Origin of the sequence: Pelodictyon phaeoclathratiforme BU-1, from assembly GCF_000020645.1 — a bacterium.
Classification (GTDB): Bacteria; Bacteroidota; Chlorobiia; order Chlorobiales; family Chlorobiaceae; genus Chlorobium; species Chlorobium phaeoclathratiforme.
Map to the genome: position 1 here is coordinate 2,013,877 of NC_011060.1, position 12,592 is coordinate 2,026,468.

The 12,592-nt window shown below is 45.5% G+C and carries 17 protein-coding genes and 3 pseudogenes; 4 read left to right on the forward strand and 16 right to left on the reverse strand.

Annotated elements, in window-relative coordinates; genetic code table 11:
* Positions 1 to 25: 25 nt before the first annotated feature.
* The 11 genes and pseudogenes from mreB to PPHA_RS09560 form a co-directional block, all read right to left on the reverse strand.
* Positions 26 to 1,048: a rod shape-determining protein gene (mreB, locus tag PPHA_RS09520; RefSeq protein ID WP_012508625.1), complete on the reverse strand. Its 1,023-nt coding sequence runs from the start codon at positions 1,046 to 1,048 to the stop codon at positions 26 to 28.
* A 298-nt stretch (positions 1,049 to 1,346) separates the two neighbouring features.
* A protein-coding gene (locus PPHA_RS09525) for an ISNCY-like element ISPph5 family transposase (RefSeq protein ID WP_150085532.1) occupies positions 1,347 to 2,827 on the reverse strand; the annotation gives its coding sequence in 2 pieces (ribosomal slippage) (positions 1,347 to 2,365 and positions 2,365 to 2,827; 1,482 coding nt in all).
* Positions 2,828 to 3,020: 193 nt separating this feature from the next.
* On the reverse strand, positions 3,021 to 3,959 hold the full coding sequence (locus PPHA_RS09535; RefSeq protein WP_012508626.1) for an aldo/keto reductase: 939 nt from the start codon (positions 3,957 to 3,959) through the stop codon (positions 3,021 to 3,023).
* Positions 3,960 to 3,981: 22 nt separating this feature from the next.
* Positions 3,982 to 4,170 (reverse strand): hypothetical protein, encoded by a 189-nt coding sequence (locus tag PPHA_RS15635; protein ID WP_150085655.1) that lies wholly within the window; start codon positions 4,168 to 4,170, stop codon positions 3,982 to 3,984.
* Positions 4,133 to 4,537, reverse strand: a complete 405-nt coding sequence (locus PPHA_RS09540; RefSeq protein WP_012508627.1) for a type I restriction endonuclease — start codon at positions 4,535 to 4,537, stop codon at positions 4,133 to 4,135. Before PPHA_RS09540 ends, PPHA_RS15635 begins: the two co-directional genes overlap by 38 nt.
* Positions 4,538 to 4,939: 402 nt before the next feature.
* Positions 4,940 to 5,260: a hypothetical protein gene (locus tag PPHA_RS09545; RefSeq protein WP_012508628.1), complete on the reverse strand. Its 321-nt coding sequence runs from the start codon at positions 5,258 to 5,260 to the stop codon at positions 4,940 to 4,942.
* The gene (locus PPHA_RS09550; RefSeq protein ID WP_012508629.1) at positions 5,235 to 5,534 is read right to left on the reverse strand and encodes a BrnT family toxin; all 300 of its coding nucleotides are present in this window, start codon (positions 5,532 to 5,534) and stop codon (positions 5,235 to 5,237) included. The genes PPHA_RS09545 and PPHA_RS09550 overlap by 26 nt, the downstream gene beginning before the upstream one ends.
* A 155-nt stretch (positions 5,535 to 5,689) precedes the next feature.
* Complete coding sequence (locus PPHA_RS15640) at positions 5,690 to 5,869, reverse strand: hypothetical protein (RefSeq protein ID WP_150085657.1); 180 nt, start codon at positions 5,867 to 5,869, stop codon at positions 5,690 to 5,692.
* 221 nt (positions 5,870 to 6,090) lie between these two features.
* A complete protein-coding gene (locus PPHA_RS15975; RefSeq protein ID WP_190273985.1) occupies positions 6,091 to 6,228 on the reverse strand; it encodes a hypothetical protein in 138 nt (45 codons plus the stop codon).
* A 171-nt stretch (positions 6,229 to 6,399) separates the two neighbouring features.
* A pseudogene (locus PPHA_RS15645) lies at positions 6,400 to 6,931 on the reverse strand (PD-(D/E)XK nuclease family transposase).
* A gap of 284 nt (positions 6,932 to 7,215) precedes the next feature.
* Positions 7,216 to 7,518, reverse strand: a pseudogene (locus PPHA_RS09560) (type I restriction-modification system subunit M N-terminal domain-containing protein); the annotation flags it as partial.
* A gap of 527 nt (positions 7,519 to 8,045) precedes the next feature.
* On the opposite strand from PPHA_RS09560, the gene PPHA_RS16810 reads away from it, so the two are divergent.
* Positions 8,046 to 8,117 (forward strand): hypothetical protein, encoded by a 72-nt coding sequence (locus PPHA_RS16810; protein ID WP_397234044.1) that lies wholly within the window; start codon positions 8,046 to 8,048, stop codon positions 8,115 to 8,117.
* 49 nt (positions 8,118 to 8,166) lie between these two features.
* Complete coding sequence (locus tag PPHA_RS09570; protein ID WP_012508631.1) at positions 8,167 to 8,442, forward strand: helix-turn-helix domain-containing protein; 276 nt, start codon at positions 8,167 to 8,169, stop codon at positions 8,440 to 8,442.
* Positions 8,443 to 8,467: 25 nt separating this feature from the next.
* Here the strand turns inward: PPHA_RS09570 and PPHA_RS09575 are convergent, their stop codons facing one another.
* The gene (locus tag PPHA_RS09575; RefSeq protein WP_012508632.1) at positions 8,468 to 8,734 is read right to left on the reverse strand and encodes a hypothetical protein; all 267 of its coding nucleotides are present in this window, start codon (positions 8,732 to 8,734) and stop codon (positions 8,468 to 8,470) included.
* A 250-nt stretch (positions 8,735 to 8,984) separates the two neighbouring features.
* Here PPHA_RS09575 and PPHA_RS09580 point away from each other — a divergent pair, with 250 nt between their 5' ends.
* Both PPHA_RS09580 and PPHA_RS09585 read left to right on the forward strand, forming a co-directional pair.
* Complete coding sequence (locus PPHA_RS09580) at positions 8,985 to 9,149, forward strand: DUF4160 domain-containing protein (protein ID WP_397232529.1); 165 nt, start codon at positions 8,985 to 8,987, stop codon at positions 9,147 to 9,149.
* Positions 9,130 to 9,402, forward strand: a complete 273-nt coding sequence (locus tag PPHA_RS09585; RefSeq protein ID WP_012508634.1) for a DUF2442 domain-containing protein — start codon at positions 9,130 to 9,132, stop codon at positions 9,400 to 9,402. The genes PPHA_RS09580 and PPHA_RS09585 overlap by 20 nt, the downstream gene beginning before the upstream one ends.
* 48 nt (positions 9,403 to 9,450) lie before the next feature.
* On the opposite strand, the gene PPHA_RS15980 is transcribed toward PPHA_RS09585, so the two are convergent.
* The 4 genes and pseudogenes from PPHA_RS15980 to PPHA_RS16305 form a co-directional block, all read right to left on the reverse strand.
* Positions 9,451 to 9,801, reverse strand: coding sequence for a hypothetical protein (locus tag PPHA_RS15980; protein WP_012508635.1), 351 nt, complete (start codon positions 9,799 to 9,801; stop codon positions 9,451 to 9,453).
* A gap of 113 nt (positions 9,802 to 9,914) precedes the next feature.
* Positions 9,915 to 10,166 carry a hypothetical protein gene (locus tag PPHA_RS09595; RefSeq protein ID WP_012508636.1) on the reverse strand — a complete coding sequence of 84 codons (252 nt, stop codon included), beginning with the start codon at positions 10,164 to 10,166 and terminating at the stop codon, positions 9,915 to 9,917.
* A 64-nt stretch (positions 10,167 to 10,230) separates the two neighbouring features.
* A pseudogene (locus PPHA_RS15165) lies at positions 10,231 to 11,045 on the reverse strand (IS1634 family transposase); the annotation flags it as partial.
* Between the two features lies 1 nt (position 11,046).
* A complete protein-coding gene (locus PPHA_RS16305; protein WP_397232534.1) occupies positions 11,047 to 12,573 on the reverse strand; it encodes a TIR domain-containing protein in 1,527 nt (508 codons plus the stop codon).
* Positions 12,574 to 12,592 lie beyond the last annotated feature (19 nt).

Below are 12,592 nucleotides of genomic sequence, written 5' to 3' on the forward strand. Positions count from 1 at the left end.
AAAACAGGAGGGCGGGGAGCAAACGTCAGTTGGTATAAAGGCCTCTATACTTTCGAAGGTTTTCAAGAATCTCGCCCGCACCCTTTGCCACAACCGTCTGGGGGTCCTCACTGATATGCACAGGAACGTTGGTCTCCTCCTGGATTTTTTTGTCAATACCCTTTATCAGCGCTCCTCCACCGACAAGAAACAAACCATGATCAAAAATATCCACCGACAGTTCCGGCTTGATCACCAATGCCTCAAGACATTTTTTAATCGACGAGATGATCTGGCCAATCGGAATGGCAATAACATTCCTGATAGAACCAGAACCGATCATCCGTACTTCGGGAAGCCCGGACTCAACATTGATACCCCTGATTTCCATGCTGGTCTCCTTTTCCTCCTTGTATGCCGAGGCAAGGGTTATTTTGATCCTTTCGGCTGTTGACTCACCAACCGCTATATTGTACTCCTGGCGAAGATGACGAATAATCAATTCAGTAATATCTGCGCCAGCCACCTTCAGGCATTCACCGGAAGCGATACCGCTCAGTGAAATAACAGCGATTTCCGATGTTCCACCCCCGATATCAACCACCATATTGCCTATTGCCTCCCTGACCTCAAGCCCGATACCAATAGCCGCCGCCATGGGATTGGTAACCATATAAAATTTTTTTGCACCAACATGCTGGGCAAAATCGCGTACCGCCCTCTTTTCCACTGGCGTGATACCCGAAGGAATACTGATAACCAAATGGCGAATACCCAGGGAAAAGCGCATTTTCGTTTTATTGATCAGCCCTTTGATCAACTCCTGCATAGCCTGATAGTCACCAATGGCACCATTAAAAAGCGGTCGGACCGTAACAATACCGGGATGCAGTTTATCATGCATAACAAGCGCTTCCTGCCCGATGGCCAGTACCTGACCGGTATTACAATCACGGGCAACAATTGAGGGCTCATTCAACACAATACCAAGCCCCCGGACATAAATCAACGTGTTCGTTGTTCCAAAATCAATAGCAATATCCCTGTACAAACTGCTGAAAAACGACATAGCCAAACATCTTGCTTGTTGTTTACAAAAACGATAACACTACCAATAACCAAACTGCTCTTCCAACCTATTTCGGCATATCAGCAATATACTTAGTGCCAGAAAGAAAACCCCTGTTTTTTGAAAATTTGACAACCTCCCGCCGGATTAAAAACCATTTTTAATGATCAACAAAAGGCGTTTTTGTGCTGATCGTGACACGCCATGGGTAAACTACCGAATTTTGCTCCAGGAAGCGTCATAACGAACGGATCTCTCCCTGCGAATTGGTAAAAAACTCTTTTTTTGGGGAGAGAACTCAGGCAGCTTTTTTGTAGGGCCCTCGATGTCGCTTCGCATCCTGCTTGTACAAGAGTGCTCCATAACGATGAATGTTGCGAGCCAGCACTGCAAGGGCAACATAGCGATTGAATCCTTTGATGCCATCATCAGGGCATATATCCAAGCCGTGAACCTCAAGTGCGTTGATTGCTGATTCAACTGCCGAATGCTGCCGTCGCAGTCTCCTGAATTCCGGCTCGGATTCATGAGCTTTGTCGATTTTTGAGAGCTTGCCTTTTTTCGGCATAACAACTTTTTCAAGAAGCGCTTTCAGGTCGCGTTGGTTATCCGGGCTATGAAAGCCTTTGTCGTAGCTGATCGATCGCAAGTTTGGAAAACGTTGCTTGGTCTCTTCGATAATGGACACTGCGATGTCGCTATCGACAACTTTTTCCATGACCTGATGATGCAGGATAAAACGATACTGATCTTCGATAATACAGACCCGTAATCCCAACTCAACCGGCACTCCCGCCTTGCCTTTACTGATCCACTCGGTGTGTGGCTGAAAAATTGAAAAGACTTTCTCCGCATGCGGAATAACCTCGTCATTTATCCGACGACGAATTTGCCCCATTTGTACCTCAGCATGAGCAATATAGCCGTTAAGCTGGCTGAGCCGCAACGGATTTAAGCCACCCAGTTCTGCGCCGGTACGCACTGCCCGTTGTAACTGATAATCGACTGCCGCAAGGTAATCGAGGAGTGCTTGCTTTATTTGTTGATCTTTGAGAGCTTTCTTTTCCGGCTTTTTTGATGTCGAGTGCTTGAGCTGTTGCACAATACGACGCATTCTTTTGATATGCCGGATGTTATGATCGTATTGGCGCCATTGACTTAATCCTTCATCAAAAGACCATTTCGCACAGACCTCAATGGCTTTGCGAATGGCATCGAACAACTGGCTTGTATCAGCAGGAAAGTGAACGTTGGTTTCCACCACAAACGAATCACCTCGGGCCATTAAAGGGAAATTTTCTTCCTCTTTTTTTTTACTAACGTATGACCTGCACGGACAATTTCCTGGTTGATTCGATCAAGCAATTCGGGGGTAAACAGTCGGACATTATCTTTGATGGTCTGGAGTTCATAAGATGTTTTATCAGTCCAATCGTTGTGACCAAGCATCTGGCGAAGCGTATCGTGGTGATTGACCAATTCATGAAGCCGATCGTAATCAGCGTTGATTCCCAGTCGAACGACACCCAGTACCAAAATTGCCCATTGCTCCATACCGGGACGCCCTGTGTTTGGGTCAGCTTTTCCTTCTCCTTTTTTCCGTTCAGGACGAACCTCTTCGAGGATGGCAAAAACACGCTTGCGCAACTCCTCGTCGGTGTAGATGCCCTGAAGGCCCCTCAAGATTTTTGGGATATCATCTCGTGATTTCGGATCGAAAACAATGGCAGAAATATCGGTACGACCGAACATCATTTGGTGGTTGATGACGCTACGCATAGTGGATTTCAAAAAACGAAGTTTGGAGTCTGTTTCTCTTTGAGGGCACCCTGCAACACCTTTTCTCTATCAAAAATGCTTCTAATGGGGTATTATTACGCTTTAGCTCAGGGCTCCGTCAAATATCTTTGACCATGAAATAACAATATAAACTATTATTTTATAATATCATAACAGTTTTTCCGTTCATCCACTACTTACCGATAGCATCAATCTCCTCTCCGCTGAGCCTGAACTCCCCTGCTCCGATAGTCCCCTCAACCTGGGCAGCATTGCGCCCGCCAACGATTGCGCCAGTTACCGCCGGGTTACGCAAAGTCCAGGAAATAGCAACCTCCCCGGCAGAGCATCCATGTGGCGCACCAATCCGCTTGAGCAACTCAACAAGTTCAAGATTGGCAGAAAGCCTCGGCTCCTGAAACTCCTTGTTCTGACGACGCCAGTCATCTGCAGAAAAATTGGCTGCCCGTTCACGACTCATAGCGCCTGTCAACATGCCCGAAAGCATCGGAGAATAGACAATCACACCGATATTCTGCTCCAGACAAAACGGCAGAATCTCCTTTTCAACTGCAGGCCGCAACATCGAATAGGGCGGCTGCAGAGAGGCAACAGGTGCAATCGGGATAACCCGGCGCAGTTGCTCAACAGTGAAATTCGAAACCCCGATATGACGAACCAACCCCTCCTCCTTCAGACGAGCCATCTCCTGCCAGCCCTCTTCAAGATCACCTTCAGGGTTCGGCCAGTGAATCTGGTAAAGATCAAGAGCATCAACCTGCAGCCGTTTCAGACTCGCCTCACACTCGCGCCGTATCGAATCAGCCTTGAGACTATTGCCAACCTGACGCTCAGCATTCCAGACCAATGAGCACTTGGTAAAAATATAGGGCTTCTGCTTCATACCAGCCAGAGCCTTCGCTACCAGCTCCTCCGAATGGCCAAGCCCATAAACCGCCGCCGTATCAATCCAGTTGATACCAAGCTCAACCGCACGCTCAATGGCCGTTATCGCATCGCCATCATCCTGTGCACCCCATCCATAGGCCCAATCAGCACCCCCGATTGCCCAACTGCCAAAACCGATCGGGGTGATCTGCATATCCGTATTGCCTAACTGTTTTTTCTGCATCATCGTTTCAACTTGTTTAAAATTATGCCGCCACTGTTTTTTCATAAAATGGTGACGGAATGGTCGGGTAAGCACGAGAGACGTGACGGAAAATCTCCTCTGACCTCTCCTTTACCTCCTCTTCTGTATAAAACTCCACCGACAAACCTGTAGCATCACTCCAAAGAAAATCCTCAATTGCCGTGCGAACCGCATCGCGAATCAAAGTCAAACACCCGCAACCGCTGCTTCAGGCGCTCCCCCTTTTCATACTGGAAGGTGACCAGCACCCCGTCGCGGAAGAGCGTGTACTTCTCCAGGTTCGTCGCCAGCAGCGTCTGCGTCGCCGTCGTTGTCACAATCTGGCGCAGCGCATCGTCATAAGCCGTATCAGGCAGCCCCGGATTCAGCTCAGTCAGCTTTGCCCGTAACATGCGCGTCAGCACCACCTCCCGGTCATCCTTGCGCCCCAGGATACTTTCAGGGCCAAAATCCTCCCGGTTACAGGCATAGACTGACTCCCAGCGCAATTGCTGCTCAAGATAGTCCGCCGTCGTCTGTTGAACAAGGGAGTCTTCGGTGTAGGGTGATGGGGTCATAGGCTCTGCGATTGCAATGTCGCCACCTTTTCAGTGATTACTCTTGCTGGCACGTTTAACCCTAAATTAACGTATCTGAACGAATAAAGCACCATACCTTTATCGTTTACGCCAGGATTGCGTAGCTCATAAGGTATTGAAAAAGAGTGGAATGCCTTTTATCCTTTAAGAAAAGGGTTTTCATCAAGGATGGAAGAAGAGGTCGACGATTGCACTGTATTGATATTTCGACAAACAACGTCAACATTGTAAAACACTTTAAAACAAAATCTGAAGTTTGGTCAGGTGGTGATACTCACCCACAGAACAATATGACTTGCTACCAGAAGTTTTTGAGCAGTTCAATGTGTTCGAAAGCTGGCAAACTCAATCAGCAGAGCGCGATACAAGACAAATTGAACATCAAACTGCGTTTATCCCGCGTCTTTTTCCTTTTTTTGTCGGGCTTGTGATTGATAGTTTTCCTTCATTGTACTTATGAATCAGCATTGATATAAAAGATTGATATGGAATACCTTCTTCGACCGCCTTGGCACGAATTTTCATTAAATCGCGCTCACTCATTGTTATGTTGATTTGTTTTTGTGTGTTCAGGCTATAGAGGGCAGTCTTTTCATATTGATTTTTTTCTTTAGCGTCAAGATCGGAAATCCAGTTTTCCGTTTCAAGTGATTCCGCTAATTCTTGTTCATCTTTATCAACGTAGCTCGTCTTTTTTTTCATTTTTTTCTCCAAAAAATCTCTTTGTTGCTTTGCTGTTTGGTATTATCGTTTTCAAAAATATTTTTTCTTCATCTTCAATGTACGGTACTGAATAGACATAACTTTCAAGCTCTACCAGAAAAATTTTCTGGTTTGGATATTTTTCCTGGTTTGGATGTCTTACGCGGTCGAGCAGTTTTCCGGAAGCTATTGCCAGTTCAACCTGCTCAAATGAGACACCTCGCTCTTTTTTGAGTAAATCATTTTTATCATCATTCCAATCAAAATATTTCATCAGCGGATACCTGTTGTCTTCAATTTTAATGATAGCAACAGCTTATGATTTCTGTCAAACAAATTCTCTATTTTATTATGAAAAAGATAATGTAACGCCATTGTAGCGAAATAATAGCAACACATCAAAAAACCAGCCAAAAATACATCAGAATATCAGACATAAACCTTGTGAAGATAAAATTCCTGGCCAAACTGCTGCTCCAGATAGTCTGCCGTCGTTTGCTGAACGAGGGAATCTTCGGTGTAGGGCGATGAGGTCATGGGCCTCATCATGGGCCCCGACATGAGGGGTTGACTCTGGCTGTAACTCTGGCTGTCCAGAAACTGGCTCAAGAAGAATAAAATCTTTACACAGATTGCTCTTCATCCGTTTCAGGCTTTATGACAAGGGATTGACCGTCTATTGACATTTCGACAAACAATGTAAATACTATAACTCATTATTAATTAATCACTTAATAATCTATCAGAGAAGTTATCGACGCAAGTTATGAACGTAACGCCCTTTATTCGGGCCAATTGCGACAATAACTTGATAATATTGTGCGCAATGCTCATACCACCACCTCCCCGCTCATCAGGCGCGGGAGGAGAATGTCGCGGGCTTTGCTGAGATTACGATTTTCAAAACTGAGTGTTTTCAGTTGCTGAAGAATTGGGTCAATAATGCTGTTGTATCCCCAACTCCTCAAAATTCTTCTTGATGGCGATGGGCGGGCGGGCGCGGTTGAGGAACCAGAGTTCGCAGCTCAACAAGGAGCGTTACAAAGCCTTTTTCAGGCTATTCGTCACTTTTTGACGGCAACGCGGAGCAGACAGTATCCCGGGAAGTGGATTACCACGCATTCTGCTTTATTGCATCATCAATCATTCATGCAAAGTAAAAATACTGTAATAACTAACATGTTTAGCCCTGTAAAGTCGGCTATCGTGTTCATATCAATACCCTTACCTGCCATATTCAATACAATGGCCTTTGATGCTGCATTGACTCCTTCCTCTCTCCCTTTTTCCATGCCCTTTTCCAGTGCCGAGGCAATTTTACTTTCTGCTTCCACCAATGATTGCTTGCGAACTTCATATACCTGACGCTCCTCTTCATCAAACATGCGATCTATGGCTGTAATAGCTTTCACTATATTTTTGTCGATGGCCAGCTCTTTGGGCGTATGCTCCCGGTCAAGCTGATGCGCTGTCATAAAAAAAGGTCGTCCAGCGATCAAGTGTACTGCTAATTTCATGGTGCAGTTTATTGAACTTTTTCAGCTCAATCTCCACCACCTGATCCTCTTCGGAGACAATGGCGTTAATGAGGGAGATGAGCAGATCCTTATTCTCTTCGCTGCCAAAAAGCTTTTTAAAGGCGAAATCGACGCGGGGATTTATTTTGCATATGGTTCTATCCGGTTCAGCCGCTCATCAAACTCCAGTTCCATGTCTGGTGATGGGTTGATGTTATGCAATTTCAGAAGTGTCCGCATGATGGTCCTCTGTTGTCAGTTTGTGCCTGGCGTTTTTGGGCTTTAAAGAAATATTCTGAAGATAGTTCGTGTATCTGAAAGGAAACCCTTGTGTTTTTTTGAGAACAGGTCACCGTTTTAGCGTAATGACCACTATTTTTATGATGCACCAGTTCATAATACTCTTCTTTGGGCAGCAAACACAGCAGATTGATGTACCCGACTCTCACCCTCCTTCAGCGATGCCAAATAGTCAAACTGCGCTTCCGGTTTCAGGTAGATGGCGCTCTTGCCGGAAAAATCCTCCTTGGAGAGCGGACGGGTTTTGCCCCCGCGAGTGGGCAGAGCAGCTTCGAGCCCCTCCCGCACTGCCAGAAAGCGGCTGTAGGCATGGCGCAAAAAAATCAGCCCCATGACCGGCAGAAAGTACTCGTTACTCGCATAGTTTGAGCTCGCCCGCAAGGTATCCGCCGCGTTCCAGAGGCGCTTTTCTATAGCTTCGATGTGTTCAAGTTGCGACAAGTGGTTGTTTTGTTAATCTGTTAAAAGGAATCCATACAAGCATCCATCATCTGAGTCTTGTCGTCTGGTTAAGATATGCTGTTGTAATGGCACAATTTACTTTTTATTAAGGCGTTACCCATGCAATTTGCTGGATACAACAGTTAAATACAGCTTGTCATTTTCAATTCTAACGTCTATAAAAACGGAACATCCAGCCCCATGAGCCATGAAAATCGTCAAAAAAGCCTGAATGTCATGGCTTGGTATTACAAAATATTCAGTTAATTTTGGCATTGAGTCAACTTTTGAGGGTATCGCGGATGCGAGAAATAATTTTCTTCAAAAATTCTGCCGGAAAAAGTCCTGTTAAAGATTTTTTGAGTGCCTTGTCTGCAAAAGAGAAACAGAAAGTTTTTTGGGTACTTGCTTTAATCAGAGATATTCAGATAGTACCAAAAGATTATTTTAAAAAGCTTTAGAACACCGACGGAATCTGGGAAGTTCGAGCAAAACACGGCAACAACGCATTCAGATTGCTTGGTTTTATGGATAAGGGTAGCCTCGTTATTTTAACAAACGGGTTCATCAAGAAAAGTCAGAAAACACCAGATCAATAGATCGCTCTGGCAGAGCAACGAAAAAATATATACAAGGAGGGAAAAAGGCATGGATGAGCTACAGGCATTTATTGATGAGCAAAAAGCTCTTGATCCAGAGTTTGCGGAGTCGTTTGATGAAGGGTATGAACAGTTCAAGATAGGGGTGCTCCTTCGTCAGGCTCGTGAGAGTGTTGGTTTAACACAGGATGATATTGCTGGTAAAATGAAGACCAAAAAATCCACGATCTCCCGTATTGAAAATCACTCGCAGGATGTACGACTTTCAGTGTTGATGCACTATACTGAAGCTCTTGGAAAAAAACTGAACCTTTCGATTCAGTGAGTGGGAACAGCGCGCCTATTCACCCTTACCCATCTGCTGCGACAACTGCTCCCAGCCGTTGAAGCTTCATAGCCGTTTGCTTTAAGGGGACTGATTCTACCACAGCATCATCTCCGCCCATGAACTTCAGCGCCGTAGCATACAAGCCGGGAATGGCAAGATTCAGCGTCACCAGTTGTTTGGCCAGCTCGTCAAGCAGTTTTGGCTGGTCAATAATCGCCGTTACAAAGCCCTTCTCAAGCTCTTCGTCACTTTTTGACGGCAGCGCGGAGTAGACAATATCATCATCCATGATCGGGCTCTTGTTGCAGGTTGGGGGATGCTGCGATAGTGTCGCAATTTACTCTTTATTCTGACGTTGCTTATGCAGTTCACAGAAAAAATCAGTAAAATACAACTAAACAAGCAAAGCGAATCTATTCGATGGAGTTATCAATAGAGTCCCTGTAATAAATAATTTCTGCATCATGCCAACGATTAAAGAACTGTCGAATGGATTTCGATTCTTTTTCTTTAGCTTCGATTGTAACGAGCCTTTGCACGTGCATGTGAGTAAAGAGAGCAAAATCTGCAAGTTCTGGGTGGAACCTCTTTCGTTGGCAAAAAACCACGGCTTTTCGTCAAAAGAGCTTAATGCCATTTACAAGGTAATCCAGCTTGAAAGCAACCTCATAAAAAGTTACTGGTATGAACACTGCGGTCAATAATGAACCAAGGATCAGTGCCGTTGAAATCACTGACGAGGTGATTTCCGCAACTCTTGATGACGGGCGAACGATCAGTGTTCCCCTGATTTGGTCATGGCGTTTAACCGAAAGCTCCGTGGAGCAGAGAAACAACTATGAGATCATTGGTAACGGTATCGGCATTCACTGGCCTGATATTGACGAAGATATCAGTGCAGAAGGGATGCTGTATGGAGTTCCCGCACAACGATCAAGAAAAAAAATATCGGCGTAAGGAGAAGGAAAAATGTAGTATCTGACAAACTCCATCAACAAGCACGCTTCACTTCACGCTGCAAGGCTCTTCTGCGCTCTTGCTCCCTTCACAGTCACATTCACAATGCGCGACAAGCAACTTGCCGATTTCAAGCTCACCAATACGCGCTTTGCCAATGACAAGTTTACCAAGAGCGAGTCGGCCAATAGCCACGGCGCCGATAGCGAGCGCACCGATGGAGAACGCTCCAATGGCGAAGAGGCCCAAAGAGGCGAGCAATGAAGAGCTGACAAGAGAGGGCTTGAGTGGTTCAGCTTTCAGCCTGGAAGAAACAGAATCGGAGCCACAACATGAAAAGGCTGAACCCTTCTGCCCTTTTGCTCCAATGTTCAGATGACGATGCAGGAATGATTGCATAATGATAGATGATGAGTTTGATGCCGGGGCGACGACTACCATAACTCAAAATTGCAAAAAAAATATGATTCCATTACCGTTCACAAAGCAGTTTTTTTATTGCTTCGACCTGATTATTCATCCCCGCCCTTTTGCGAAAAAGAGGTGATTTCCAACACCGTCAAACCTGTGGCCTCAGCAATGGTGGCGATCTCGATGCCTTTGCCCAACAAGTTCATTGCAATGGCTTTCAAAATATTTTTGTCGGAAGCCAACTCGTTTGGAGTATGCTCCTGGTCAAGCTGATGCGCTGTCGTTAAAAAACTGCTCCAGCGATCGAGAGCACTGCTTATGGCGAAATCGACGCAGAGGGATTTATTTTGCACATGGTTGTATCGTAGAATCACCCGAAGGCCCAAAAGATTGACAACAGTTATCGCCGCTTTACACGGTCGAAAGACGCTCTTTCTTTACATCGGTTTTGATCACATAACAGCCGTCGAACAGAGCTGCTCCTTTCAGGATCTCTTCATTGATCGTTACCTTGAACACCCTCTCCTAATGGGTCAGTTCCAGTACATCGTTGAGCTTGTACTGGCTGATCTTTTTCTGAAGAAAGCGTTGTGCAACATCCTGGTCACGTTTGACGGAACCGGCGAGATAGCTGTTTTTTTCTTCAACGTAACGCTGGATTTTTTTAACCCGTTCTTGGCGATTCTTTGCCATCTCTGCCTCTCGAACAGGATTTCTTCTCAGCACATATCGTACGCTTTCTGTTTTATTTTCAACCTCATACAGATCATTATCAAAAAAATCCATTTGCAGCACTTCCGTCTTGAGCAGTGTCCTGATTTCTGGTTTTGAGAGTGAGGTGATGTAATGAAATCCCGCCTCGGTCAACTCTTTGGCCTGTGGTGTTTTGATCATTCCTTTGTCGCCAACCATCGTGATCTCGTCAATTCAAAAGGTGTTGGCAACAGTACGAATCTGCTCTGCAACCGTTGACTTGTCGCCGGTATTGCCTGCAAATACCCGGACAGCAACCGGATCGCCATCTGCTGTACACAACAAGCCGATAACGCGATCTGCTTCTTCCCCTTTTTTCCATCTCGGTTGTACCCAAAGGCAGCAAGCACATTCTCCATCCCTTCAAGATATGATGAAGTAAAATCATAGAGCAATAACTCAGGGCCTGCAACTGTCGAATGCTACTTGAATAACTTCCGCTCAATGCGCTCCTGATTCTGTGTCAACCATGCCAGGTTTTCAATACTGTATTTTTATTCTTGACTGTGTTGTACCAGATAGAATTTTCGGCAACTGCGCGACGCGCACAGAATTGATATTAAAAAAGAAGGCGGTATTGGCGACTGGATTTGTGACCGGGTTCAGTGCTCCGTTGAAGGCGATTGGCCAATCAGCCGCCGGAGCCCAGATGTTCATGTGAAGTGCCATCGGATGCTGTGGAATAGCATTTGTCTGCTCCCGAACCAACTGACCATCAACATACCATAATATTGCATTTTTGAACCACTCAATGCGGTAGGTGTGCTCATCGGTTAACGCACCTGAAATTGGATTAAAAGCAGGATGACCTGCGCCAAGGGGTTCATTCGCATAGAAGTTTGTCTGAATTTGATTGGGCCTATTCGATACCGCTGTAAAATCGATTTCGTCATGGAAGGTACCGGTGGAATTATAGAGAAACATGCCTCCGACAATACCAGCCGCCAACGGTTTTTCGAAATAAGCCTTGATTTCGACAGAAACTCCAGGGGAAAATGTCTGATTAGAGATAACTTCTGTTCCATAGAAGGATGGTGAAGAGCCATTGATTGGGTTGTATGTATCGAGTTCGAGACGTAACACACCGTTTTTTCCTTCTGGAAGCAATTGGCGCTGTTGAGTGCGTCCGTAAAACGAAAAGTTTGAAGTGCCATTTTGCCAGTGGTTGTAGTCCCAGTTATTGAAACTATCCGCAAAAAGGATTTTTAAGTCATTACCTTCATTATTTCCTGATTCAGTGTCGTTCAGTATCTTTTGGCCTTTAGGTATTTCAACGGTTTTAGATGTATACGAAATAACTTTTGGTAGAATAAACACCATGACTACTGCTAATGCTAATAAGGCAATAATTAATGTTTTCCAGCTTATGACTTGCCAGGTTCTTAGGCCCGCAACTGCTGAGATCCCTTTTTCAACCCTCGTACGCAGAGGCTGCAGCTTCGACATTGAGGATACCTTTACTGGTGCTGACTTCGGGACTGGAGCTGAAACCGTATCTGGCGCTTTACCCGGGAGAGCTGGTTTTGAAGAATAGATTTTTGAGGTAACAGCATTCACAAGTTCCCTGAATGCCCTACAAGAGGTATCTTTTTTCCAGTCAGAAAGGTCTGCGGCATGAATATGACTCAATCCAAATGGAGGCTCAACGGCGTCAAGAAGCGCTGGAACAAGAATCCCCCTTTTATCCGCTTCATCTGCTTCGGCAATGACCCATTCGGAAGTGATGGAAAAATGAGACCATAAAACAAGCACGCACCGTGATTCATCCAGCCTCTTCTTGATATAACTCCGCCAGCTCTCACCCGGAGGAATCTCCAGATCCCAGAAAACACTCCAGCCCTTTTTTTGCAGCTCTTTGACAATTGGCTGAACCCGTTTCAGGTCTTTGCGGGCATAGCTTATAAAAATATCAGTTTTAAACTCATTGCGTTGCGGTCCGGGTGGCGCCTCTGCTCCATCGGTTGCACCAACACTACAGCCATCATACACCGACAAAAAGTTTTTCATTTCGCCGACCCAGCGCGGC

What these genes read in the sequence shown, in the direction of transcription:
- mreB (WP_012508625.1), bottom strand. Translation starts at nt 1,048, where the DNA reads ATGTCGTTTTTCAGCAGTTTGTACAGGGATATTGCTATTGATTTTGGA.
- PPHA_RS09535 (WP_012508626.1), bottom strand. Translation starts at nt 3,959, where the DNA reads ATGCAGAAAAAACAGTTAGGCAATACGGATATGCAGATCACCCCGATC.
- PPHA_RS09540 (WP_012508627.1), bottom strand. Translation starts at nt 4,537, where the DNA reads ATGACCCCATCACCCTACACCGAAGACTCCCTTGTTCAACAGACGACG.
- PPHA_RS09545 (WP_012508628.1), bottom strand. Translation starts at nt 5,260, where the DNA reads ATGAAAAAAAAGACGAGCTACGTTGATAAAGATGAACAAGAATTAGCG.
- PPHA_RS09550 (WP_012508629.1), bottom strand. Translation starts at nt 5,534, where the DNA reads ATGAAATATTTTGATTGGAATGATGATAAAAATGATTTACTCAAAAAA.
- PPHA_RS09570 (WP_012508631.1), top strand. Translation starts at nt 8,167, where the DNA reads ATGGATGAGCTACAGGCATTTATTGATGAGCAAAAAGCTCTTGATCCA.
- PPHA_RS09575 (WP_012508632.1), bottom strand. Translation starts at nt 8,734, where the DNA reads ATGGATGATGATATTGTCTACTCCGCGCTGCCGTCAAAAAGTGACGAA.
- PPHA_RS09585 (WP_012508634.1), top strand. Translation starts at nt 9,130, where the DNA reads ATGAACACTGCGGTCAATAATGAACCAAGGATCAGTGCCGTTGAAATC.
- PPHA_RS15980 (WP_012508635.1), bottom strand. Translation starts at nt 9,801, where the DNA reads ATGCAATCATTCCTGCATCGTCATCTGAACATTGGAGCAAAAGGGCAG.
- PPHA_RS16305 (WP_397232534.1), bottom strand. Translation starts at nt 12,573, where the DNA reads ATGAAAAACTTTTTGTCGGTGTATGATGGCTGTAGTGTTGGTGCAACC.